The 25133-nt window shown below is 51.2% G+C and carries 20 protein-coding genes; 9 read left to right on the top strand and 11 right to left on the bottom strand.

Going from position 1 to position 25133, the window contains the following annotated elements:
• Positions 1-94 (top strand): integrase core domain-containing protein (locus JYB63_RS13420; RefSeq protein WP_205658405.1); only part of this gene is annotated, 94 nt, incomplete at its 5' end.
• Positions 95-180: 86 nt separating this feature from the next.
• Here JYB63_RS13420 and JYB63_RS13415 read toward each other — a convergent pair.
• Complete coding sequence (locus tag JYB63_RS13415; RefSeq protein ID WP_205658351.1) at positions 181-1383, bottom strand: winged helix-turn-helix domain-containing protein; 1203 nt, start codon at positions 1381-1383, stop codon at positions 181-183.
• Positions 1384-1557: 174 nt separating this feature from the next.
• Between JYB63_RS13415 and JYB63_RS13410 the strand changes: the two genes are divergently transcribed.
• Both JYB63_RS13410 and JYB63_RS13405 read left to right on the top strand, forming a co-directional pair.
• Positions 1558-2001: a DMT family transporter gene (locus JYB63_RS13410; protein WP_205658350.1), complete on the top strand. Its 444-nt coding sequence runs from the start codon at positions 1558-1560 to the stop codon at positions 1999-2001.
• Between the two features lie 305 nt (positions 2002-2306).
• The gene (locus tag JYB63_RS13405) at positions 2307-3407 is read left to right on the top strand and encodes a malate dehydrogenase (protein WP_205658349.1); all 1101 of its coding nucleotides are present in this window, start codon (positions 2307-2309) and stop codon (positions 3405-3407) included.
• On the opposite strand, the gene JYB63_RS13400 is transcribed toward JYB63_RS13405, so the two are convergent.
• On the bottom strand, positions 3400-4326 hold the full coding sequence (locus JYB63_RS13400; protein ID WP_336510886.1) for a LysR substrate-binding domain-containing protein: 927 nt from the start codon (positions 4324-4326) through the stop codon (positions 3400-3402). The two genes, JYB63_RS13405 and JYB63_RS13400, sit on opposite strands and share 8 nt — an antisense overlap.
• Before the next feature lie 195 nt (positions 4327-4521).
• Here JYB63_RS13400 and JYB63_RS13395 point away from each other — a divergent pair, with 195 nt between their 5' ends.
• On the top strand, positions 4522-5778 hold the full coding sequence (locus JYB63_RS13395) for a M24 family metallopeptidase (protein ID WP_205658348.1): 1257 nt from the start codon (positions 4522-4524) through the stop codon (positions 5776-5778).
• Positions 5779-5848: 70 nt separating this feature from the next.
• Here the strand turns inward: JYB63_RS13395 and JYB63_RS13390 are convergent, their stop codons facing one another.
• The 3 genes from JYB63_RS13390 to aptA all read right to left on the bottom strand — a co-directional run bounded on the left by JYB63_RS13390 (position 5849) and on the right by aptA (position 9634).
• The gene (locus JYB63_RS13390) at positions 5849-6511 is read right to left on the bottom strand and encodes a TetR/AcrR family transcriptional regulator (RefSeq protein WP_205658347.1); all 663 of its coding nucleotides are present in this window, start codon (positions 6509-6511) and stop codon (positions 5849-5851) included.
• 213 nt (positions 6512-6724) lie between these two features.
• Positions 6725-8215, bottom strand: a complete 1491-nt coding sequence (locus tag JYB63_RS13385; protein WP_205658346.1) for a CoA-acylating methylmalonate-semialdehyde dehydrogenase — start codon at positions 8213-8215, stop codon at positions 6725-6727.
• Between the two features lie 78 nt (positions 8216-8293).
• Positions 8294-9634, bottom strand: coding sequence for an omega-aminotransferase AptA (gene aptA / locus JYB63_RS13380; protein ID WP_205658345.1), 1341 nt, complete (start codon positions 9632-9634; stop codon positions 8294-8296).
• A gap of 135 nt (positions 9635-9769) precedes the next feature.
• Between aptA and JYB63_RS13375 the strand changes: the two genes are divergently transcribed.
• The 5 genes from JYB63_RS13375 (at position 9770) to JYB63_RS13355 (ending at position 17884) form a co-directional block, all read left to right on the top strand.
• Entirely contained in the window at positions 9770-10696 is a 927-nt protein-coding gene (locus tag JYB63_RS13375) for a LysR family transcriptional regulator (RefSeq protein WP_205658344.1), read from the top strand.
• A gap of 83 nt (positions 10697-10779) precedes the next feature.
• Complete coding sequence (locus JYB63_RS13370; RefSeq protein ID WP_205658343.1) at positions 10780-12264, top strand: aldehyde dehydrogenase; 1485 nt, start codon at positions 10780-10782, stop codon at positions 12262-12264.
• Between the two features lie 473 nt (positions 12265-12737).
• Entirely contained in the window at positions 12738-14747 is a 2010-nt protein-coding gene (locus JYB63_RS13365) for a methyl-accepting chemotaxis protein (RefSeq protein WP_205658342.1), read from the top strand.
• A 610-nt stretch (positions 14748-15357) separates the two neighbouring features.
• Entirely contained in the window at positions 15358-16989 is a 1632-nt protein-coding gene (locus tag JYB63_RS13360; protein ID WP_205658341.1) for a methyl-accepting chemotaxis protein, read from the top strand.
• Positions 16990-17191: 202 nt separating this feature from the next.
• Complete coding sequence (locus JYB63_RS13355; RefSeq protein ID WP_205658340.1) at positions 17192-17884, top strand: pirin family protein; 693 nt, start codon at positions 17192-17194, stop codon at positions 17882-17884.
• 2 nt (positions 17885-17886) lie between these two features.
• On the opposite strand, the gene JYB63_RS13350 is transcribed toward JYB63_RS13355, so the two are convergent.
• From JYB63_RS13350 to nosZ, 6 genes are all read right to left on the bottom strand, one after another.
• Entirely contained in the window at positions 17887-19407 is a 1521-nt protein-coding gene (locus JYB63_RS13350) for an aldehyde dehydrogenase (RefSeq protein WP_205658339.1), read from the bottom strand.
• Between the two features lie 87 nt (positions 19408-19494).
• Entirely contained in the window at positions 19495-20010 is a 516-nt protein-coding gene (locus tag JYB63_RS13345; protein ID WP_205658338.1) for a nitrous oxide reductase accessory protein NosL, read from the bottom strand.
• Between the two features lie 14 nt (positions 20011-20024).
• Positions 20025-20858 (bottom strand): ABC transporter permease, encoded by an 834-nt coding sequence (locus JYB63_RS13340; RefSeq protein ID WP_243431962.1) that lies wholly within the window; start codon positions 20856-20858, stop codon positions 20025-20027.
• Entirely contained in the window at positions 20855-21796 is a 942-nt protein-coding gene (locus JYB63_RS13335) for an ABC transporter ATP-binding protein (RefSeq protein ID WP_205658337.1), read from the bottom strand. The genes JYB63_RS13340 and JYB63_RS13335 overlap by 4 nt, the downstream gene beginning before the upstream one ends.
• Complete coding sequence (locus tag JYB63_RS13330) at positions 21796-23154, bottom strand: nitrous oxide reductase family maturation protein NosD (RefSeq protein WP_205658336.1); 1359 nt, start codon at positions 23152-23154, stop codon at positions 21796-21798. Before JYB63_RS13330 ends, JYB63_RS13335 begins: the two co-directional genes overlap by 1 nt.
• Positions 23155-23206: 52 nt before the next feature.
• Positions 23207-25114, bottom strand: a complete 1908-nt coding sequence (nosZ, locus tag JYB63_RS13325; RefSeq protein ID WP_205658335.1) for a TAT-dependent nitrous-oxide reductase — start codon at positions 25112-25114, stop codon at positions 23207-23209.
• Positions 25115-25133: the final 19 nt, after the last annotated feature.

Genomic DNA, 25133 nt, shown 5'->3' with positions numbered 1-25133 from the left:
GGTTGATGAGTCGGTCAGGATGTATAACCAGCGGCGCCCTCACTTGTCACTGGAATATAAAACGCCCGATGAGGTGCATCGGGCGTTTGTATGAAATAAGTGTCAACCTATATCAGGACTAGACACTGCAATTCTTGCTTAAAAAGCCAGTTGAAACTGCTATTTGTCAGCCAGCAATTCTCAGCCTGACAGATAATCACGTACCTGTTTCTCATCACCAGAGGCTTTGCCGGAAAAGCTGATCCGGTCAATGCGCAGCTGCTGCATCCGGTTGAACTCACAGAACGCCTGAAGTTCAGTACGCAATGCCACTAATATTTTCTCAGATAATGGCTGCTCAAAATGCAAATGCTTAATGACCAGCTCACCCGTCTTACGCTCAGCTTTCACATCCATTCGACCAATGAAGCGACTACCAAACAGAATCGGTAACACGAAATAGCCATACTGACGCTTAGGCTCAGGTACATAGCACTCAAGCTGATACTCAAAACCGAACAGGCTCTGCATCCGCTTACGCTGGATCAGCAAATTATCAAAAGGCGATAAGATTCGTATCCGGCCATTAGGCAAGCGCTGCTGCATGCGTTCCTCAATGCCTGCGAGCGTCAGATAAGATTCACCACCAACCTGCACGCTAATCAGGGCCCCCTCTTCAAGCATGTCAGCAACTACCTGCTTCAGCGGCTTCTGCATCTCTTTCAACAGATAAATGCACTGCTCAGGTTTTGCCAAAGCATTAGCGTTAAGAAAACGCCTGATCAAGTATTCCAGATACTCCCGCTCATCAGGTACAGACGTATCTATTCCGTCAGGCAATGCCCGCTCTGCCAAATCATAAACCTTCTGAAAGCCACGCCGCTCCACAGCCATCAGCTCACCTTCCATGAACAACTGCTCCAACGCCCGCTTAGCAGGTTTCCAGTCCCACCAGCCCACTGTGCCTTTACGGGGTTGCTCGAAATCCCGGGCCATTAACGCCCCCTCAGCAGTGATTCTTGCTCTGATCTCCTGCATCAGACGACTATGATCATCCCGGTTAAACCAGTGTTTATCTCCCCCGGCGATCGCCTGCTTTCGGGGCAAACTGAACCGGTAATCTCGCATCGGCAAATACGCCGCCGCATGGGACCAGTATTCAAACACCTGCTTCTTCGCAACCAGAGCATCAAGATGGTCCGGATGGTAACCGGCTACCCGGTTCCACAACGTGTGATGATGCGCACGCTGCACCACCGAGATGGAATCGATCTGCACATACCCCAGCCGAGTAACAGCCTCCAGAGTCTCTTTCACGCCCTTACTGCGGGGTTTCTGCACGCCCTGCGCCAGCAGAACAAGTTTACGCGCTTGGGCAAGGCTAAGCTCCGACACAGCTGTCATATCCATCCCTCATATATTGCATTTCGATGATCATAAACCCTCCGCCCACCGGGACCAATACAGCCACAAAAGTATTATCAGCCCGATAACCGCCACGATCTGAAACCGACAGAATTTAACTTCCTGACGGAAGGTCTATAATGACGCCCGCATTTCTTTCAACAGGATAACCCTATGGTCTGGTTAAGTATTTTTCTGGTATTCATGGCCGGCGCAATGCTGCCCCTGCAGGCCGGCATCAACTCTCAGCTGGCAAAAGCCAGCGGTCATGCTATCTGGGCATCCGGACTGTCTTTCGTTGTCGGCACCCTGGCCTTGCTGAGTATATTCTTGATGATGCGTCTGCCATGGCCAGGCATTATTCAGCTCAAAGAAGCCCCGGCAATCGCCTGGACCGGCGGTTTAATGGGCGCGTTTTTTGTAACCTGCATGGCTTTCTTTGCGCCAAAACTGGGTGCAACAACCCTCCTGGCACTGATCATTGCAGGGCAAATTGTGATGTCAGTGTTGCTGGATCATTTCGGAGCCGCCGGGTACATCCAACAGGAAATAACCCTGCCCAGAATACTCGGCGTACTCCTGATTGCCGCTGGCGTGGTACTGGTTAAAAAATTCTGAAGCAGGTGTTCTCGCTGAATCAGAACTCTGTTCTGAATAAAGTAACGATTTCATTATGCAAAAAATGAAACAATGTAGAACACATCTTAAAGCTGACTTTTAAGTCAACTTTAAGAGTCGCACTATCTTTTAAAAACAGTTATTTACAAACAGAAAGCTTCGAATTCTTCTGTAAAAATCTTCCCTGACACCTGCTAACCACTCCCACATCGCGGAAATACAACTCTCCGTCACTGTCTTCTTAGCTTCATACAAAAGTTGTAGGCTGAATTTACTTTCCCCACAGAACAGTCAGAGGTGACACAATGAGAAGGCCAGTTCGTATTGCGGTGACAGGCGCAGCCGGTGCCATCGCTTATAGCTTATTATTCAAAATTGCTGCCGGCGAAATGATGGGTAAAGACCAGCCTGTCATTCTGCAACTGATTGAAATTCCGGAAGCCATTGGCGCCTTACGGGGGGTCGCTATGGAACTGGAAGACTGTGCCTACCCATTACTCCATACTGTCACCCTGCACGATACGGTTGAAGAAGGTTTCAAAGGTTGCCACTACGCCCTGTTGGTTGGCGCACGCCCCAGAGGACCAGGCATGGAACGAAGCGACCTGCTGGAAGTTAATGCCGAAATCTTTGCCCGCCAGGGTAAAGCCTTGAATAAATTTGCCAGCCGGGATGTAAAAGTACTGATTACCGGTAATCCGGCCAATACCAACGCACTGATCGCCAGCCGCAATGCTCCGGATTTAAGCCCTTCACAGTTCACCTGCCTGACACGGCTGGATCACAACCGTGCCAAGGGCATTCTGGCCAGCCAGACCGGTGCGTCATCACGGGATATCCACAACATTATTATCTGGGGAAACCATTCCCCTACCCAATACCCGGATCTGCACCACGCTACGATTCACGGCACACCGGCATTGCAGCAGATTGATCAGGACTGGTACCGGGAACAGCTCATTCCCAAGGTACAACAAAGGGGTGGGGAGATCATCCAGGCCCGGGGCTTATCCAGCGCCGCATCTGCCGCTCAAGCCATCGTCAATCAGATGCATGACTGGGTACTGGGCACTGCGCCGGGGGAGATTGTCAGCATGGGCATTCTCAGTGATGGCAGCTACGGCATCGAAAAGGGCATCTTCTTTTCATTTCCGGTGCGCTGTAACTATGGCCGTTATCAGATCGTTCCCGGTTTTGATATTAATGACTACAGCCGGAATATGCTGCGCACAACCGAACAGGAATTACTCGACGAAAAGGCAGTGATTGAGCACTTACTGCCCGCAGAAACTGAAGCCTCACATATGAACTTGTCTATCTGTCTGAAATCCGGCGTCACCCTGTATGCAGATGACACAGGACCAAAGTCAGAATGCACCTTCATGCGCACCAATCGGGTTATGTAGCGGATCCCCGCCCAAGCAACCAATAGTAAAAACTTTGCAAACCGGGCTGCCCTGCCCGGTTTTCATTGATACCCAACCAGTAACTGCGACCGGACGTCACCTCCAGCTCACCAACCCGCTGTAAGCTACCGTCAGCCAGTTGCTGATCCATAAGCTGTGCCGTTCCTAATGCAACTCCCTGGCCACGTCGCGCAGCATCCACCAGCACCATATAATTGCTAAAACGGCGGGCATTTCTCACGGTAATATGTCTGTCAAAAGCACTGAACCACACCTTCCAGTTGATCCAGTTAGGTTCAAGCCTTTCAAAGTCCAGCAATTCATAGTTGAGCAAGCCAGTCACCTCCCCCACCTCACACATACTTCTGGCCATATACTCAGGGCTGGCAACCGGAAATAACACCTCTGCGAACAGCTCTGTCAGGTTCCAGCCTATGCGCTGTCCGGGATCGTAAGCAATGCTCAGATCGATATCATCCCTGAATAAGTCTGGTGTATGGTCTGAGCTGATCAGGCGAACATTCAGAGCCGTTTCCGGATGCGCCCGGTAAAACTCGCTGATCACACCGTTCAGCCAGAACTGCGAAACGGCCGAATTGGCCGCAATGCTGATGCTCTCCACTTCCACACTGTCCTGCAGTTCATCCACGCCATCGGCCAGATAGTTCAGTGACGCACTCACCCGGGCATGTAACTGTTCACCTTTAGCAGAAAGACACACTTTACGGCCCTCACGGTGAAACAACGCAAAACCAAAATATGTTTCCAGATACTTAATCTGTTTGCTCACCGCTGCCTGGGAAACATGTAACTCCTCTGCCGCCAGCGTGAAATTCATATGCCGCGCTGCCGCTTCAAACACCAACAAACTGTGCAGTGCAGGCATCCTGTGACGAAAGCTTTTGGCAGATCCTTTCACGGCATTCCCCTCATAACAGATACTCAATCACTTACTGTCCATAACTAAAAGTTATCTGAATGCATAACCAGACAGCTAATGTTCCAAATACAGGTAACTCTTATACTCACTATACCAGCGATCGCTGCCGGTTTATCCAGCCCATCAGTGCTCATCGCAACAGAATAAGAATAAGTTATTAAAAGGAGAATACCGATGACCATGCTTGACTGGCACGCCGAACGAACTGACCTGGCCGGCCTGCAGCTACTTGATCAGGCGCCGGAAAGTGCAGGTATTGATCTGGCTGCAGTACGCCGCTATCGCCTGCAGCGGGTAAGAAAACAAATGCATAGGTACGGCATTGGCGCGCTGATCATTTCAGACCCTGTCAATATTCGCTACGCCAGCGGTGCCCGCAATATGCAGGTATTCTGCTCCCGCAATACACCGTCACGCTACTTACTGGTCACCGATTCCAGGAACATCCTGTTTGAATTCACCGGCTGTGAACATCTGGGCGAAGGCTTTGAAACCATTGATGAAGTTCGCGCTTCCTCTACCGCCAGCTTTGTTGCAGCCGGATTTGATATTGCTGAACGTGAACAGAAATGGGCCCGGGATATGCTGGCCTGCATTCATGAAATTACCAGCCCGGATGTCACCATCGGCATGGAGCGTATGAACGCCGGCACAGCAATCGCCATGGCGAACCTGGGTGCCAGAATTGTAGATGCTCAGTTGCCAATTGAAATGGCTCGCTGCATTAAATCTTCGGAAGAAATGAAATGCGTCATCGCCTCGTTACGGGCCACAGAAAGAGCAGTCGCTAAACTCCGGGACGCCATCCGCCCCGGCATTACCGAAAACCAGCTCTGGTCGGTGTTACATCAGTCCGTTGTTGCGGATAACGGCGACTACTGTGAGACCCGGTTGCTAAACTCGGGCACCCGCACCAATCCATGGTTTCAGGAGTGCGCCAGCAAGCAAATTCAGGCCAATGAACTGATTGCACTGGACACCGATGTGGTCGGTTGTCACGGCTATTATTCGGACTTTTCCCGTACCTTTCATGTTGGGCCGGATGCTCCAACCGAGGAGCAAAAGACACTGTATAAACTTGCTTATGAGCAAGTACAGAACAACATGGGGATTATTCAACCGGGAATGAGCTTTAAAGAATATTCAGACAAAGCCTGGAACATTCCGGAAAAATACCATAAAAACCGTTACTACCTGTCCGCCCACGGCGTTGGCATGACGGGAGAATACCCTTACCTCTATCACCATGCTGACTACCCTGACGCCGGCTATGACGGCATCATCAAGCCCGGAATGACACTCTGTGTGGAAAGCTATATGGGCGCGGAAAACGGCAGCCAGGGGGTAAAACTTGAAGAGCAGATACTAGTGACAGAAACCGGCATCGAAGTACTGTCGCAATTTCCCTTTGAAGAAACTCTGCTGACTTAACAGCAAAGCCGCCCTGCAGATACAAAAACAGCGCCCGCGGCGCTGTTCTTCTTTTATGGCTGATGCAATATCAGCGAAGCCCCACACCTTTGAGGATGACATTAGCAATAAAGTCACTGGCACCCTGATAATCAGTCTCTTCCAGTTCATCTTTCTTCATCACCAGGCAGATCTGTGTGGAGAAATCCGCATAGGTCTGAGTAGACGCCCAGATCACAAAAAACAGGTGATATGGGTCCACTGGGTCCATCTTGCCCGCTTCAATCCAGCTACGGACCAGCGCAACATCCTTCTCCAGGGAATCAATCAGATTCTCCTGCAGGTACTCACGCAAATAAGGCGCACCATTGATGATCTCGTTGGCAAACACCTTGGAACCGTTCGGATGGGTGCGGGACATGTCCACCTTGCGGCGAATATAGTTCTCCAGAATTTCAGCCGGCTCGCCACCATCCTGATCCAGCAGCAATACCATCTTCTCCACCCAGAGATCCAGAATCTGCTGCAACACCCGGCGGTAGAGAATCTCCTTGGAAGGAAAGTAGTACAGCATGTTCTGCTTGGACATCCCCGCTGCTTCAGCAATGCTGTCCACTGCGGTGCCATTAAAGCCGTTTCGGGCAAACAGATCTTCCGCTACCTGTAAAATTCTGGCTTCGTGGTTTTCACGAATCACCGAACGGCGACGGGCTTTTTTCGGCTGGTCGTTTTCACTGGCAGGTAATTCAGACATACAACATTCCACAAGTTAATAACGGGATCAGGCAATCCTGAAGGCCATGAATTTTAGCACGCAAAAACCGTTTAGGAAGGACTTAACTGAACGATCACGTAAAATTAATCCCGTATTCCGGACATAAAAAAACGGCACAGATCTGCATCTGTGCCGTTTGCGCCTCGTCTGTAAGCCCGGTGATCAGGCTTACAGAACACGTGATTCGGCGAATCAGCTCGGGAAGGAGAAAGACACACCTTCACGAACACCGCTGGAAGGCCAGCGCTGAGTGATCGTCTTACGCTTGGTGTAGAAACGTACCGCATCCGGACCGTAGGCATGCAGGTCACCAAACAGTGAACGCTTCCAACCGCCGAAGCTGTGATAAGAAACAGGCACTGGCAGTGGCACGTTAATGCCCACCATACCCACTTCAATGTTGTCAGAGAAGTAACGTGCTGCTTCACCGTCACGGGTAAAGATACAAGTACCGTTACCGTATTCATGATCGTTGATCAGCTGCATAGCGGCTTCCATGCTGTCCACGCGAACAACCTGCAGAACCGGCCCGAAGATTTCTTCCTGGTAGCTGGTCATTTCAGAGGTTACGCCGTCAATCAGGGTTGCACCAACGAAGAAACCGTCTTCAAAGCCTTCAACCTGAGGGTTACGGCCATCCACAACAACGGTTGCACCGTCCTGCTCAGCACTGTCGATGTAACCAACTACTTTCTGCTGGTGCTGACGGGTAATCACCGGACCAAAGTCATTGCTGCTGTCAGTAGCAGAACCCACTTTCAGTGGCTTCATCGCTTCCTTCATTTTCGCAACCAGTGCATCTGCCGCAGCATCACCCACTGCAACCGCTACCGACAGCGCCATGCAACGCTCACCGGAAGAACCGAAAGCAGCACCCAGCAGTTGGTTAACCGCGTTATCCATATCCGCATCCGGCATAACGATGGCGTGGTTCTTCGCACCGCCCAGTGCCTGACAACGCTTACCGTTAGCATTTGCGGTGCTGTAAATGTATTCAGCGATTGGTGTAGAACCCACAAAGCTTACCGCCTTAATACGCTCATCAGACAGCAGAACGTCAACCGCTTCTTTATCACCGTTAACAACGTTCATAACACCGTCCGGCAGACCCGCTTCCTGCAGCAGCTGCGCAATGAACAGAGTAGAGCTAGGATCACGCTCAGATGGCTTCAGTACGAAGGTGTTACCGCAGGCAATCGCCATCGGGTACATCCACAGTGGCACCATTGCAGGGAAGTTAAACGGCGTAATACCGGCAACCACACCCAGCGGCTGGAACTCGCTCCAGGAATCAATGCCCGGGCCAACATTACGGCTGTGCTCACCTTTCAGCAGCTCAGCAATGCCACAGGCATATTCAACGTTTTCAATACCGCGCTGCAGTTCACCGGCAGCATCGTGAGAGATCTTACCGTGCTCATCTCCGATCATTTCGCAGATTTTATCCGCGTGCTGTTCCAGCAGAGCCTTAAAACGGTACATAACCTGTGCGCGCTTGCCGGTTGGGGTGTTACGCCATGCCGGGTAAGCCGCCTGTGCAGCTGCAATCGCTTCTTCAACGGTCTCTTTTGCTGCCAGTGCAACCTGCTTGGTCGCCAGGCCGGTTGCCGGGTTAAAAACGTCCTGCGTGCGCGCAGCATCGGTGCGTACTTCACCATTAATCAGATGTCCAACGATTGTCATTACTGACTCCTAAATTCTGTATTTCAATTATGCACTGGCCTGCCGCAGAGGACTGCAGCAAGCCCTTTATTATCTTTATCAGTCCAGCTCTGCCAGGGAATCACCCAGAGCGTTAATGATGTTATCCATTTCATGAGCTTCAGTGGTGAACGGCAGACCCAGCTGAATAGTGTCGCCACCGGCACGTACATAGAAACCCTTCTCCCAGCACTTAAGCATCACTTCAAACGGACGCAGTGCCGGATCACCCGGTGCAGATTCAATGGTAATAGCACCGGCCAGACCGTAATTACGAATATCCGTCACATACTTGGCCCCCTTCAGGCTGTGCAACAGCTCCTCGAACTGTGGTGCCGCTGCCTGAACCCGGTCAACCAGTTTTTCTTCAACCAGCAGATCCAGCGCTGCCAGACCGGCGGCACAGGCAACCGGATGGCCTGAATAGGTATAGCCGTGAGGCAGTTCAAGCATGTGCTCCTTGCCACCTTCAGCCATAAATGTATCGTAAATCTCCTGCTTGGCAACCACTGCCCCCATCGGTACAACACCGTTGGTCAGCTGCTTGGCAACCGTCAACATATCCGGAGTTACGCCAAACTCTTCCGCACCGGTATAAGACCCCATCCGGCCAAATCCGGTAATAACCTCATCAAAGATCAGCAGGATGTTATGCTTGTCACAGATCTCCCGCAGCTTCTGCAGGTAACCCTTTGGTGGCGGAATAACACCGGCAGAACCGGCCAGCGGCTCAACGATCACGGCTGCAATGTTCGATGCATCATGAATGGCGATCTGCGCTTCCAGATCTTCCGCCAGGAAGGCTCCCTCTTCCGGCATACCTTTTACAAAACGGTTTTCCGCCAGCATGGTATGAGGAATGTGGGTGGTATCAACACCCTGACCATACAGTACCCGGTTACCCACAATGCCGCCCACACTGATACCGCCAAAGTTTACCCCGTGGTAACCCTTGGCACGGCCGATAAAGCGAGTCTTGCTGGCCATGCCCTTTTTGCGCCAGTAAGCACGGGCGATTTTCAGCGCAGTTTCAACAGACTCTGAACCGGAGTCGGTGAAAAACACACGGTTCAGACCGTCGGGCATCAGCTCAGTTACTTTATGCGCCAGCTGGAAAGCTTTCGGATAACCAAACTGGAACGCCGGTGAATAGTCGATCTCACCCAGCTGCTTGCTGACCGCCTCAGTAATTTTTGGGTGGCAGTGGCCCGCACCACAGGTCCACAGACCTGACAAACCGTCCAGAATCTGCCGGCCATCTGCAGAGGTGTAATAGCGGCCTTCAGCAGACACGATCATCCGCGGATCTTTTTTGAACTGACGGTTGGCAGAGAACGGCATCCAGTACGCATCCAGCTGCGCCTGAGAGAGTCCTGCAAACTTATCGTTATTGTTGTTCATACAACACTCCGGTAGAAAACATCTCAAATAGTGATGACTTCATTATGGCGATGGTGTTAGTTTATTAAATTCATAATTTATAAACTTAAGATAAGCTATTAGTTATCTATAAGAAGAATCCGCCAGAGCCCTATCATGAGTCAGATCGTTTCACGCCTGCCAAGACAAATTGGCGATGCCCACATCCGCTTACTGCGCATCTATAAAGCTGTCATTGAAAACGGCGGATTTGCAGCAGCGGAAGTTGAACTGAACATCAGCCGGCCGGCTATCAGCCTGGCAATGAATGAACTGGAAAGCCTGCTGAATATGAAACTCTGCCAGCGGGGCCGTTCAGGATTCTCAGTGACAGAACAGGGCGAACAGGTATATCAGGCGAGCCTGCAGCTGCTCAGTAACCTGGAAACCTTCCGGTCGCAGATCAATGCCATCAATACAGAACTGAAGGGTGAGCTGAATATCGGTATTACCGATAACATGGTGACTGTGCCCCAGATGCGTATCACCCGGGCACTGGCAAAACTGAAACAGCGGGGGCCGGACGTTGTGATCAATATCCGTATGATCCCCCCTAATAAAATTGAATCAGCCGTGCTGGAAGGCCGTCTTCATGTGGGGGTCGTCCCTGACATCCGTACCCTGACCGGGCTGAATTACACCCCTTTATACAATGAACAGTCATTACTTTACTGCAGCGACGAACACCCCCTGTATGGCATGAAGGACTGGCAGATCACCCCGCAGCAACTGGCAGAAGCCAATACGGTTATCCCCGCCTATCCACAAAGTGCAGACGCCAGAAAACAACATACGGACTTACAAACCAGTGCCAGCTCCACCGACCGGGAAGGTATCGCCTTTCTGATCCTCAGTGGTGAATACCTGGGCTTTCTTCCCACTCACTTTGCTGCCCGCTGGGTGCGGGAAAAACGGATGCGCAGCATTCAGCCACAAAGCCGTTTCTTCTATACCGAGTTCTCTGCGATCACTCGTAAAGGCGCACGGCCGAACCTGATTCTGGATGCCTATATGGAAGAACTGGAGAAGCTCGAAAACAGCTAACCTACCCCACCCGGGGTATATCTTATCTGTACAAAACACATATTATCCGAATTATCATTCAATTTTATGTGCAAGGTATACAGATGAATTTAACCGACTGGAACCAGCGGGTTGAAGCCCTGACGATCCCCTCAAAAGCCTTCATAAACGGGAAAAATGCTGATGCGCTTTCGGGTAAAACCGTTGCCTGCATTAACCCTGCCAACAACCTCAGCCTGGGAGACATAGCCGACTGCGGTCCGGAAGACGCTGACCTGGCGGTGAACATTGCCCGGCAAACATTTGAGCAGGGCCCGTGGTCCGCAATGGCCCCTGCGGAACGGAAAAAAATCCTGCTGCGCTGGGCCGACCTGTTGGAAAAGCACAGCGAAGAGTTGGCCTTACTGGAATGTCTGAATGCGGGAAAACCGATCTCGGACACGGTGAATGTCGATGTACCTGGCGCGATCACCACCATTCGCTGGACTGCCGAAGCCGTCGATAAAGTATATGAGCAGATTGCCCCTACCGGTGAAGACAGTCTCGCACTGGTAACCCGCCTGCCACTGGGGGTCATACTGGCAATCGTACCCTGGAACTTCCCCCTGTCGACCACCGCCTGGAAACTGGCACCGGCGCTGGCGACCGGCAACTCCGTGATCCTCAAACCGGATCAGAAAACCCCTTTAACCGCATTACGGATTGCTCAGCTGGCCACCGAAGCCGGCCTTCCGGACGGTGTACTGAACGTTCTCCCCGGTGACGGGCCGGTGCTGGGCCAGCACTTATGTCTGCACCCGGGCATTGACGGTCAGACGTTCACCGGCTCCACCGCGGTGGGTAAACTGCTGATGCAGTATTCCGGTCAGTCAAACCTTAAGCGTACTTTCCTGGAGCTGGGGGGTAAAAGCGCGAACATCGTATTTGCCGATGCCAATCTTGAAAAAGCCGCACAGATGGCGGCCGTTGCCGGCTTTTATAACTCCGGCCAGACCTGTACCGCCGGTACCCGCCTGTTGATTGAAGCCTCTGTTTACGATGAATTTCTGGAAAAGGTCAAAGCCTATACTGAAAGCTGGCAGCCGGGTAACCCACTGGATCCGTCTTCCGCAATGGGCGCACTGATCGACCAGCGTCAGCTGGATACGGTGCAGCGTTACGTTAAAATTGGCCTGGAAGAAGGCGCTGAGCTTCTCACCGGCGGTGAAGTCGTTGACCTTGGAAATGGCGGCTTCTATCACCAGCCGACGATTTTCAAAAACGTCCATAATCAGATGCGTATTGCCCGGGAAGAAATCTTCGGACCGGTTGTTTCAGCCATTCCTTTCCAGGACATGGATGACGCCATCCGTATTGCCAATGACTCCCCTTACGGGCTTGCCGGTGCAGTATGGAGCAGCAACATCAACACAGCTCACCGGGTAGCCGCTGCCGTCCGCACGGGTACCATGGGGGTAAATAATTATTTCGGTGGAGATATCACTGTGCCCTTCGGCGGTTTTAAAGAATCAGGTAATGGCCGGGATAAATCATTACATGCGATGGATGATTATACTGAATTAAAAACAACCTGGATTGAATTTGAATAATTTAAATACCCGCTGCATTTTTGTAGCGGGTTATTTAAACAAGTTATCAGCCAAACAAAAATAACATTTTATAACGCACTTAATAATTCAATTAAAAATAATCGATTATTAATTTAACAATACTGCCCCGCTTCTGCATATCTTTCCTATATCCGCCTCCTACACCCCGCCAATGTTACGTTTATGTGACACACGAACGAATTATTATTTCTAAAACAACATATAAGCATATCTAAAGCAAAGCTGAAGAATTGCGACATTTAAATGATTTAAGTGACAATTATTTCAGCGACTAACCATTTTGACATGTGATTTTTTTCTTTTCCTAAATCGATCTTTATATACTCAGACACACTAATTTTCTGATCAGGAAACAGCTATTTTCCGAAGTTGATCAGAGTATTTAAAGTCGTAGGGTTAAGGATAAAGCTGCGATAAATACATTCATTTTGCATAACAGGATTAAAATAATAATGAACTTAACCGTTACGCAACGTATTGGCGGTGGTTTTGCCATACTGGTTATTTTATTGCTGATCATCAGCGGTTCATCTTTCCGTGGCCTCAGCCAGGTTAACCATCAGGTAAAAATCACTAACGATGAAATCACCCCGATTATTGTGCGCAGCTCAGCGATGGCTGTCTCCCTGCTTTCATCCAACAAATCAATGCTGCAATATCTGGACAGCACTGATGAAGAAACGCTGACGCTGTATCAGAGTAATTTTGAACAACAACGTCAGCAGTATCAGCAACAACGGGAACAGTTACTGGAGTTTGCTCAAACCTACCCGGCTGTCAGTGACGCTGTCAGCGGACTGGACAGCAAAGCCGATGACTACTTTTCATCCGCTGAACAGGCGTTAAGTGGCCACCAGCAATACCTGCTGTTAAGTAATCAGTTAGAGCAGGCTGAACAGGCACTGCGCAGTGAGATACATTTCTTTTTTAATGACATTGAACTGCTAATTACCTTTGGCATTTCTGAAGCTGAAAAAAGCAGTGGCCGGGAACTGAAAGAAAACCTCAAAGCGGTTGAAGTGGAATTTAACACTCTGCTCAAAACCACCCTTGAAGAACAAATTACACCGATTGAAGAATCCTTTGCGACCGAAGGGTATGGTTACAGCGTACTGGCCCTGAACACCCGGCTGCAGAAAATGATCGATGCCGGCAACACCATCGCACCGGACCTGAAAAAATATACTGCTCCGATTGAGCATGCAGCCAACGGGCCGGACGGACTGACCCAGCTACACAAACAGAAAGTAAAGCTGGATGCAGAGCTGGCAGCCCTGGTAACCCGGCTTTCAGACAGCGCAGATGCCAGCAACCAGGCACTGGCACAACTGATGCAGGATGCTCAGGTACTGGCAGCCAGAGCCGCCGCTGACGCCGAACAACAGGTAAACCTCGGCCAGACAACCAATATTGTCATCAGTCTGCTGTCCGTTCTGATCGCGGTGGCAATTGCGGTCTGGGTAAGCCGTAATATCCGCAACGCCATGCACCGTATTATGAATATTCTCCGGGTCATCGCAGACGGGGATCTGACGCAGCGCTTAGCGGTCACATCCAACGATGAATTCGGTCAGCTGTCCCGCTGGGTCAATGAGCTGGTAGATAAACAGGAAGACGTCATCCGTCAGATTCACACCGCCGCAGGTCAGATCAGCAACTCTGCCCAACAGGCCTCTGATATTGGCCACCGTACCCACAACATGATGAATGACCAGCAAATGCAAACCACCCAGGTAGCCACTGCAATTCATCAGATGTCTGCGACGGTTTCAGAAGTGGCCCAGAGTGCTGAACTGGCACAGCAGCAGGTGACCAGCATCGATGCTGCCGCTAACAGCAACCGGGAACTGATGCAGCACAGTATCGAGCGGGTCAACGCGCTGGCCGAAGAACTGGAACGGACCGGCCGGGTTATCAACCAGCTCAACGAAGACAGCATGAACATCGGCCGGATTCTGGAAGTCATCGAAGATATCGCCGGGCAAACTAACTTACTGGCCCTGAACGCAGCCATTGAGGCCGCCCGTGCCGGTGAACAGGGTCGCGGTTTTGCCGTAGTTGCCGACGAAGTACGCAATCTGGCCAGCCGGACACAAAACTCCACTCAGGAGATTCAGGGCATGATTGATAAACTCCAATCCGGCGCCACTGATGCGGTCCGGATCATGGACAGCAGCCGGCAGGAAGCCCAGTCCAGCGTTGAGCAGACCGTCCAGGCAGGTGATTCACTGAGCGAAATGGTCCGTCAGTTAGGTGAAGTCCGTCAGATGTCCATCAGCATCGCAACCGCGGCTGAAGAGCAGACAGCCGTCAGCATGGAGATCTCTCAGTCAGTACAGCAAATTGCCGATACTGCAGAGTCCGGCTTACAGGATGCCAAAGAAAGTGCCCGGGGCAGTGAAGTACTCTCAGACCTGGCAATGCAACAGCAGGCTATGATCAATCAGTTTAAGCTCAACTGATCCACGAAACATGTGTCTGAACGCGGCTTTCAGGTTTAGCCCTGAAGCCGCGTTTTTTATTATCCCGGATAAATATGACTGGTGAGATATTAATAATCATTCCCAAAAAACAGATTAAAACATTGACTTTTAAGTCAGAAAAATCAAATAAAACGCTATTAATCTGAACTGAAAATTAACAAGAATAAAATAAAAAGATTATTTTATTTAGCCACGTTTACCTCACAAATTTTCCTGCATTATCCCCTGAAAGCACTGCTTTACCATCTGTAAAAATACCCCTTCAAATCGTGAAAAAACCTTATAAAACATAAACATCCAAGCCGGCACATTTGACAACACAAAGCCAAACAAACGTTTAATCAAAGCAAAAAATCCTTTGCAAACAACGAGTTAAAATCCGCCTGTTTTATATGGTTATCTCCCAAAATGGGGGTCATAAAATTGTAACGGGCTTCTCAAGCGGGAAATTCGGATGCTAGGATGAAAAAACTGGGACGACATAAGTGCTGCTTTGGTTCGGCAATTTTGAACCTAATCAGATTATCGACTGGTAGCGCCACGCGTAAGGATACAATTCGTAAACTGATGTACTACGGAATCGCTAGTTATGTTTAAGAATATATCCATAAAATCCAAGCTGATTATTATGTCAGGCTTACCTATTTTTGGTCTGATAATCGTTTTAGCGACCGCTCTGTTTGAACTCAAAAGCACCGTCAGCGGCTCCGCCCGAATGTATAATGACCGTGTTGTACCCCTAGAAGACCTGAAAGTCATTGCTGATGACTATGCCGTACTGGTTATCGATGCAGTAAACAAAGCCAACGCCGGCCTCATACCGGTCAGCCGCGCTGTTTCAGACATCGAGGCTTCCAAAACAGAAATCGCCGCCAAATGGCAAAAATACATGGCTACCGAGCTGACTGCCGAAGAAGCCAAACTGGCGCAGGAAGCGGAACAGCTGTTTATCTCGGCCAACCGTGCCATCGACCGTCTGCTGGCTTCGCTGAAAACCTTCTCCGGTGATCCGAAGAACAACCTGTCAGAGTTCGACGGCCCACTGTACAAAGACATTGATCCGATCAGTGAAAAAATCACCGAACTGGTTAACCTGCAGTTACGGGTTGCCAAACAGGAATATGAAAACATTGAGCAACTCTATGAAGAAAGCATGCTCTATCTGGGTACCACCAGCCTGATTGTTATCGGTGCCTTTCTGTTCTTTGCTGTCGGTGTCTACCGTTCAGTTATCCTGCCGTTACAGGCGGCCCAGAAAACCATCGAAACCATTGCTGAAAATTCAGATCTGACGCTGGAACTGAATGTGGAAAACCACGATGAACTGGGCGCAATGTCCACCAGCTTTAACAAAATGCTACAGCAAATGCGGGACATCATTGTGCAGATCAGCAGTGCTGCCACACAGCTGTCCGGTTCTGCCACCGGGATGACTGAAGTCAGCAGTCAGGCCAACCAGAGCATTGATTCCCAGCGCCTGGAAATTGAACAGGTGGCTACCGCGATGAATGAAATGGTTGCTACCGCCCATGAAATTTCCCAGAACGCTGAAATGGCTGACAAAGACGCCCAGGACACCAGTGAACAGGCAATCCAGGGTAACGCCATTGTTGAAGAGGCCATCCTTGCAACCAATGCGCTGGTTAATGACGTTGTCACAGTATCCGAGCACATCCGCACACTGGAAGCAGACAGCGAAAGCATCGGCTCTATCGTTGATGTGATTAAAGAGATTGCCGAGCAGACCAACCTGTTGGCACTGAACGCCGCCATTGAGGCTGCCCGGGCCGGTGATCAGGGCCGCGGTTTCGCCGTAGTAGCCGATGAGGTACGTACCCTGGCACAACGTACCCAGCTTTCAACGCAGGAAATCCAGAATGCCATTGAACGCCTGCAAACAGGCACAATGAATGCGGTAAACGCCATGTCTGAGGGCCAGGAAAAGGCCAAGAATGCCGGTGACAAAGCCGCTGAAGCCGGTGATGCACTGAAAGCCATCTCGGTTGCCGTACAGAACATTACCAACATGAACACGCAGATCGCCAGCGCCTCCAGCGAACAGACCAGTGTCTCTGAAGAAATCGACCGCTCGCTGGTCACCATTCAGGACACCTCCAATGCATCCAGTGAAGGTGCACTGGAAATCGCCCGCTCCAGCGAGGAGCTCTCGGAACTGGCCAATAACCTGCAAAATACGGTTAGTCGCTTCCGTCTTGCTTAAAATACAAGCTTTCCCCTGATAACTGCCGGCTTCATGCCGGCAGTTTTATTTGCGGCCCTCCGGCCGGTCGGCCCGGGATATAACCACAGAATGACAGGCCATTACTGGCATTATCAAAAACAAGCAGTTAGGATAATTTTTAAGCAATACTGAGAAAATTAAGGCGGAAACCCAGCAAATACACCCACCAAAGAGAACAGACATGATCAGAATCAGACGTTCAGATGACCGGGGTTTTGCCCACTATGGCTGGCTGGAAAGCCGCTACTGTTTCTCGTTTGCCAGCTATTTTGATCCCGACTTTATGGGCCTTGCCAATCTGCGGGCCTGCAATGAAGACTCCCTGCACCCCGGTGCCAGTATTGATCCCTGCCAGTTCCAGCAAACCGAAGTATTCAGCCTGATACTGGAAGGTCAGGCACAGTTCCACGACTCCCTTGGCCGCAAGGGAACATTTAAAAGCCCCGGTGGCGCTGTGCTGCTGAGTGCTGCAAATGAAATCGACTTTAACCTGACCAACAACGGTGCCGGTAAGACCCTGCGTATGCTGCAACTGTGGCTCACCCCCACTAACGGCGTTCCACTTCAGGCCGACCTTCAGCAGGCAAAGCTCTCCCCCTCTAACGGTATCCTGCTGGTCGCCTCACCGGATGGTCGCGACGGCACCATGAAACTGCAACAGAACATCTGCATTTATAAGCTGAAACTGGGAAAAACAGCCTGTGGGTTACCCACTGAAAAACATGGCTTTTTACAACTGCTTAAAGGTGAGCTGGAAATAAACGGTTCCCGGATGGCTCCCGGAGATGCGGCACTGATCAGCGATGAAGCCATGCTCTCGGTACGTACAGGGCCACGCACTGAGGCCCTGTATCTGACAATGGGTGAGGACTAACCCTAGCTGCTCAGATCGATCCAGACGGTCTTATATTCCACGTACTTATCCAGCGCGTGGACCGATTTATCCCTGCCAAAACCCGACTGCTTAAAGCCGCCAACCGGCGATGAAATATCACCGTGGTCATGACAGTTCACCCAGATAACCCCGGCTTTAATCGCCCCCGCAGCCTGTTCCATCCGTTTCATATCGCGGGTCCAGACCGCAGCTCCCAGACCGTATACCGTTGAATTGGCTACTTCGATAGCCTGCTCAACAGAATCCACCGGAATAACAGACAGCACAGGGCCGAAAATTTCTTCACGGGCAATCTGCATATCCGCGCTGACATGATCAAAAATGGTTGGCTGAACATAACACTTCCGGCCAGAACCGCCCTCCTGTTCACCGCCACAGATCAGCCGTGCGCCATCATCCTGCCCTGCCTGTACATACTGAAGCACGTTCGCCGTATGCCGGGCGTCTACCAGACAACTGAACTCTGTTGCCGGGTCCAGCGGATCAGCCGGCACAATGGTTTCTGCCAGTGCTTTTACCTTCTCCATCAACGGCCGGTGTACCCTGCGGTCAACAATCAGACGGGAACCGGCATTGCAGATTTGTCCCTGATTGGAAAACGCCCCCAGCACAATGGCGGCAGCAGCTTTATCCAGATCTTCCACATCATCCAGCACAATGTTCGGCGTCTTTCCGCCACACTCCAGTGCAACCCGCTTTAGATTAGACTGACCGGCATACTGCATATACAGACCGCCTACCCGGCTGGAACCGGTAAATGCCAGCGCATCCACATCCATATGCAACCCCAGTGCTTTACCGGCTACATCTCCCATACCCGGCACCACATTGAATACACCGGCCGGAATACCGGCTTTATGGGCCAGCTCGGCCATACGGATAGCGGTCAGAGAAGACTGTTCAGCGGGTTTAAGAACGACCGAGTTACCGGCCGCCAGTGCCGGTGCTGCTTTCCAGCAGGCAATCATCAGAGGGTAATTCCAGGGAACAATGGCTGCGACCACACCCACAGGCACCCGGTGAATACGGGTTAAGGCATTTGGCTGAGTGGGCGCGATTTCATCGTAGAGTTTGTCTGCCAGTTCGGCATACCAGTTAACACATTCCACAGCCCCGGGAAGATTCATGGTACGGCTGTCGCTGATGGTCATACCCATGTCCAGACTTTCCAGCAACGCCAGCTCATCCGCATGGGCTTCCAGCTCTGCGGCAAATGCCTGCAGAATCTTTTTGCGCTGTTTGGGCATCAGCCGGGACCACACGCCGGCCTCAAAAGATGCCCTGGCCGCCGCGACGGCTTTATCAACGTCCACAGCATCACAGGCAGCGATGCGTGTCAGTAACTGACCGTCACGGGGGGAGATACATTCAAAGGTCGCGCCACTGGCAGCATCACAGAACTGACCATCGATAAACGCCCGGTTGGCAAAGCCGTTACCGGCCAGTTGCTCAACGCTGTTCAGCCAGTCCTGATAGGTATGATTCTGAACCTGTGTGGCCATGCCGTGCTTCCCTCTGAAAATCTGAATTTGGGCTGATTATAGGTCAGCTATTCAGGAAGCACTAATAGCCATCTGCTCTTAAGTTATTCAGTGGCTGTGGGTCATATTGACCAGCACCTCAAGGTCAATCTCGTCGAACCGCAGCACTTCCCCGCCCTCAATTTCAGCAAACGCCTTTGCGTCTTCCTGCTTAGAGAAACTGGCCAGCGTTGCTCCCATGGCGCCAGGCTTACCATGGCCGATTACAAAAAAGGCCTCGCGGGCATCCACATAGGTTTCTTCATCAGGATGATCCCAGGGAGAAATTGCCATGTCATGAACGAAGACCTGCTTCACGTTGTGCTTATTTTCCGGGTCGGCAATAAACGCAAACATATCCCGGGTTGAGCAGAACTTCAGATTACCTTCGATGCCCTTGCTGAACAGCTGGCCTTTCGGTCCCGGGTAATTGGTAATGATCATGCCGCACAAATGACATTCATCGCTGCTTTCCAATGCCACAGCCTGCTGTACCATCGCGGCCTGCTCGTCTTCTGTACAGCCTGTCAGAATGCCTGCCGACAACAGCAGTACAAACAGTATCTTTGTCAGTAAATATCTCATTCCGGCCTCCTGCCTTATAAACCGCGACGGTTAAAAATAAACATCGCCAGCGAAGCCGGCATCACCAGCCAGGCCATCAGACCTGCCAGTAAACCGTACATTGAGAACTGAGTCTGTTGCGCAATGGCCATCAGACCGGTGAGATTCTGATCCGCAAAATAGGTGATATTCACCAGCCGGAAAATATCAGTCGGGTTCAGCAACAGCATGTACGGGAACAGATTGGCGTCGACGTTACCTTCGGTGGATACCAGTAACCCAAGCAGGCCAAGATCAAATACCAGCACGAAGATAAACCAGACGATCAGCGCAATGCCCGCTGCCTTGGATTTTTCTGCCACACTGGCACTGATCACATAGGCAATGGCAATGAAGATCCAGCCCAGCAGAATGGCGGAGAAGATAAACACGCTGTAAGGCACCAGCAGATCGCTCCAGGAAGTGGTTGCGGAGAACATACCGATCATCACGGCAGAAGAACCAAAACCGATCAGTGTGGAAAACGCCATGATCGCCCCCTGCCCCAGCATCTTACCTAACAGCAACTGAGTTCGGGACAGCGGGTAGGTCATCAGCAACAGCAAGGTTCCGCTCTCATCTTCACCGACAATGCCATCATAAGAGAGCATCAGCGCAATCAGCGGAATGATAAATACCGCCAGACTCGCCAGACTGACAATGGTGGTCGACAGGGACGTGAAGCCCACCTTACCGGCTGCCGCTGCACCGAAATAAGCCAGGCCGATAGCCAGTACCGCAAAAATAATACAGATCGATAAAACCCAGCGGTTTCGCATACCGTCACGGAATTCTTTACCGGCAACGGTCAGTAACGGATTAATCATCATAGTGCAGCCTCCTGATCACAGTGGCGCTGTATAAAGTGAGTGTAGAGATCTTCCAGAGAAGGTAACTGAACGTCGATGTTATCAACCCCGCCCAGCCCCGCCAGAGCACGCAGGGTATGCATTTTATCCTGCATAGGCACAGCCATGTGCATACCGCTGCTGTCGTTGCTGGCCAGCAAGCGTAAATCTTCCGGCAGCTCTTCTGACAGGCCCGGTTGTCCGTGCAGCCGGAAGACTGCCGGCAGGTTTGCCTGGGCCCGCAGCTGTTCAATACTGCCGCTGGCAAGTACCGATCCGCGTCCCAGAATCAGTGCGCGGTCAATATACTTTTCAACGCCCGGTAACACATGGGAACACAGCACTACGGTACAGCCCTGATGCTTGAGCTGATCAATGCTGTGGTAAAAATCCTGGGTTGCAATCGGATCCAGCCCTACGGTAGGCTCATCCAGCAATAACAGACGGGGTTTGCCAAGCAGTGCCTGAGCCAGCCCCAGACGCTGACGCATCCCTTTAGAATAGGTTTTAACCCGGCGGCCGCAGGCATCTTTGAGCCCAACCTGTGCCAGTAACTCCAGACATTGCTGGCGACACTGCTTGCGGGCAAAACCTTTTAAGCGGGCAAAATATTCCAGTACTTCCAGACCTGTCAGCTGATCATAAAAACTGACGTTCTCCTGCAAGAAGCCCAGCTTGCCCCGCAGTTCGCGGGCACCGGCCTGGGTCGGATCCTGGCCGAACACGCTTACCTTACCGGACGTGGCTTCAATCAGGCCCAGAATCAGTTTAATGATGGTGGTTTTACCGGCACCGTTATGACCAAACAGCCCGAACACTTCACCGGCCTGCAAATTCAGATCCAGACTCTGCAGGGCATGCACCCCCAGATACTTCTTTTCAACCTGCTGTAATTCAACAATATTTTCTGTACTGCTCATCATTCTTTACCTGCCTGTATCTGTATTGCCAGCGCCTGCTCTTCTGCCACCGGAACGACACCCGCCTGCTTCTGCGGCCGTTCAGCCATTAATGGCTGGCTGTCAATCACACCCGGGCCTTTGAGCACCGGAAACTGCCGCTGTACCCAGCGCAGAGTTTCAATGGCCGGGCTGTTCAGCAGCAACTTGGCCGCCGGAAACTTCCATAACAACCGGTCGACGCTGTCATTCGGCTCGTATTCAATATCACCGACGCCGTCACCGTTCATATCCCAGCCCAGATAGTCACTCCAGTAGTTACCGGCCCAGTCCTGGGTCCGGGTTGAAACGTATTTCACCTGGGTTTTATTATTCACAAAGGCATTACCTGCCAGGGTATTATCTTCCGATGCAGCCGTCAGGTGAATGCCGATATCACTGTCGGCAAAACGGTTATCCGTGAATTCATTAAACAGTGAGTTGTAGATAAACAGCGCCTTACCTTCCAGCCCCACCCGGCGGGCATTGTTCGTGCCGGTTTTTTTCATATGGGGGTTATGGCGGTTCTGAATCCCGCGGATATCGTTATTACGCAGGGTAGAATTGGTGATGTAGTTCATCAGAATGCCGTAATTCACGTCATTCACTGAACGGTTATTCAGCACCGTCAGATATTTTGACTGCATCAGTGCATAACCTGTACGGGTGTTTTCAGTCAGGTTGCTCTGTAACAGGTTATTGTAGGAATACATGTAGTGCACGCCGTAACGCAGGTCGTGCAGATAGTTGGCGGTCAGCTCATTACCGTTACTGGTATCAATGTAAATGCCGTCCCGGGTTTCCCAGACTTCATTACCCTGAACCAGTGCCTTGCTGACATTAAAAAGGTGGATGCCATTACCACGGTCGGATGCCCGCAGCTCGAGCTTACCACGTACTTTGTTATCAATAATCCGGGCGTTCTGAGTGGCATCTACCCAGATACCAAAGCCGCCCCCATAAAGGCTGTTATTCTCGATCCGGCTACCCGTGGCGGAAGTTGCCAGCAGAATTCCGGCATCCTGATTGGTCAGGTCTTCACCCCAGTTTACAATCCGTAAATCATGGACGTAGCTGTCCGGTGCTTCTACCTGTAATGCGTGGCCTTTGCCCTGTGCATCAATGACAGCACCTTTTTCTGCGGTCAGCTCAACTGTCCGGCGCAGAATATAATTACCCCGGTATTCACCTTTCGCCAATACCAGCGTATCCCCCTGCTGACTATTGTCCAGCGCCAGCTGCAGGTCATCCTGCGGGGTTATCTGAATCACAGCCGCACTGGTTATGCTGCTGATCAGCAATGCCAGCAGGCCCAAAATCCTTCCAGTCAGATTCAGCATCTGTTACCTCTCAAACATGCCGGGCGGAAAATCCGCCCGGCAATTACTGCTGTTATGCAGGTTCAACCAACATACGGCCGCGCATTTCCATGTGCAGCGCGTGACAGAACCAGTTGCAATAGAACCACTGTACCCCTGGCTTATCCGCCATGAAGGTTACAGACGCGGTCTGTTGCGGGCTGATTTCCATCTGTACGCCGTGGTTTACCATACAGAAGCCGTGGGTTACGTCTTCAATCTGGTCAAGGTTGGTCACGACAACTGTTACTTCATCACCCTGCTTCACGGTGAATTCATTCATACCGTAAGAAGGTGCGATGGAAGTCATGTAGACACGTACCTTGTTGCCGTCACGGATCACCTTGTTATCGGTGTGAACGTTAACGCCGTCCGCTTTTGCCATCGCGATAGTGCCGGCAAAGGTCGGATCTTCACGGTCATACAGTTTGCGGGTTTTAACCTTGGAACGGTGTACGATCATGCAGTCATGCGGCTCAGCATAAGTCGGGCCGTCATGGATCAGTTTCATTTCGTCACCGGAGATATCGATCAGCTGATCGTTCTCGGCGTGTAGCGGGCCACACTGCAGGAAGCGGTCTTTCGAGAATTTCTGCAGAGATACCAGATACTTACCGTCAGCATCACGGGTTTCACCCATAGTGGTGTGGTTATGACCCGGCTGATAATGTACATCCAACTTCTGCACAATGTAGTCAACGTTTTCACCGTTATATGCGCGGATCGCTTTTTCAACGTCCCACTTACATACCTGGCTATCGATGAACAGTGTGGTATAGGCATTGCCACGGCCGTCAAAGGCAGTGTGAAGAGGCCCCAGACCCAGCTCAACTTCTGCGACAACGGTATCCCGTGGCTTGATCTCATTGGCAAACAGAGCATCAAACTTGTCCAGCTGGAATACAGTAACAGTCGGAGACAGCTTACCGTTGGCAACTGCATACTTACCGTCAGGTCCGGTATTAATACCGTGCGGGTTCTTTGGTACAGGCACATAGCGGGTCAGTTCAGAACCCTTACGGCCGTCCAGTACCGGTACGTCAGAGCCTGGCAGAGTAATGAACTGGCCGGCTTTAACTGCAGCTTCGATACGCTCAATGTTGAAGATAACCAGGTGGTCACGCTCAGCCTTCATGGAACCGGTCAGGTCGATAGCACCTTCAGAGTTGTAGCAGGTAGAGAACGCATACTTACCGGTGTAATCAGCATCGGTGTTATCCAGGTTACCGTCGACAATCACCTGCCATGCCACATCCATGCTCTCGGCATCAACACCGTTGAACAGGGTGTAGTAACCCGGTACGTCATCCATGTTCAGGCCGTTGTTCGGATGCGGAATACGGAATTCAGCATTGGCAAATACATACTTGGTGTGCGGTACTTTCTGCACCCGCAGACCGTGAATTGCCTGACAGTTAGGAATCGTGGTGATCTTGTCAGTCTTCATGATGTCACAGCGAATACGTGCAACACGAGTGTTTGCCTTATCGTTGATGAAGACATACTTACCGTCATAATGACCGTCAGTCATAGACATATGCGGGTGGTGGCTGTCACCGTTCATCGGTGCATTTTCACCCAGAATCGCCTTACTCTCGTTGGTAATACCCCAACCGGTGGCGCTGTCTACGTTGAATACCGGAATACGCATCAGCTCACGCATGGATGGCAAACCCAGAATACGTACTTCACCGGAGTGACCGCCACTCCAGAAACCGTAGTATTCATCCAGCTCGCCCGGACCTACCATACCGTCAGCACTGGCAGCCTGTGCAGTCGATGGCAGTAACGCGCTGCCCATACCGGCACCGAAGGTGCTGGCAACACCGGCCAGAGCTGCCGAACCACCCAGGAATAAGCGGCGGCTGACTTTCACATGTTCAGTTGCCTTCGGATCTTCTGCATCGATTTCCGGCAAGTTTTTATCTTTCGGATCAATCATCTTTCCATTCTCCACAATA

It is taken from the genome of Aliamphritea spongicola, from assembly GCF_017051665.1.
Lineage (GTDB): Bacteria > Pseudomonadota > Gammaproteobacteria > Pseudomonadales > Balneatricaceae > Amphritea > Amphritea spongicola.
This window is presented reverse-complemented; position numbering and strand designations above follow the sequence as displayed.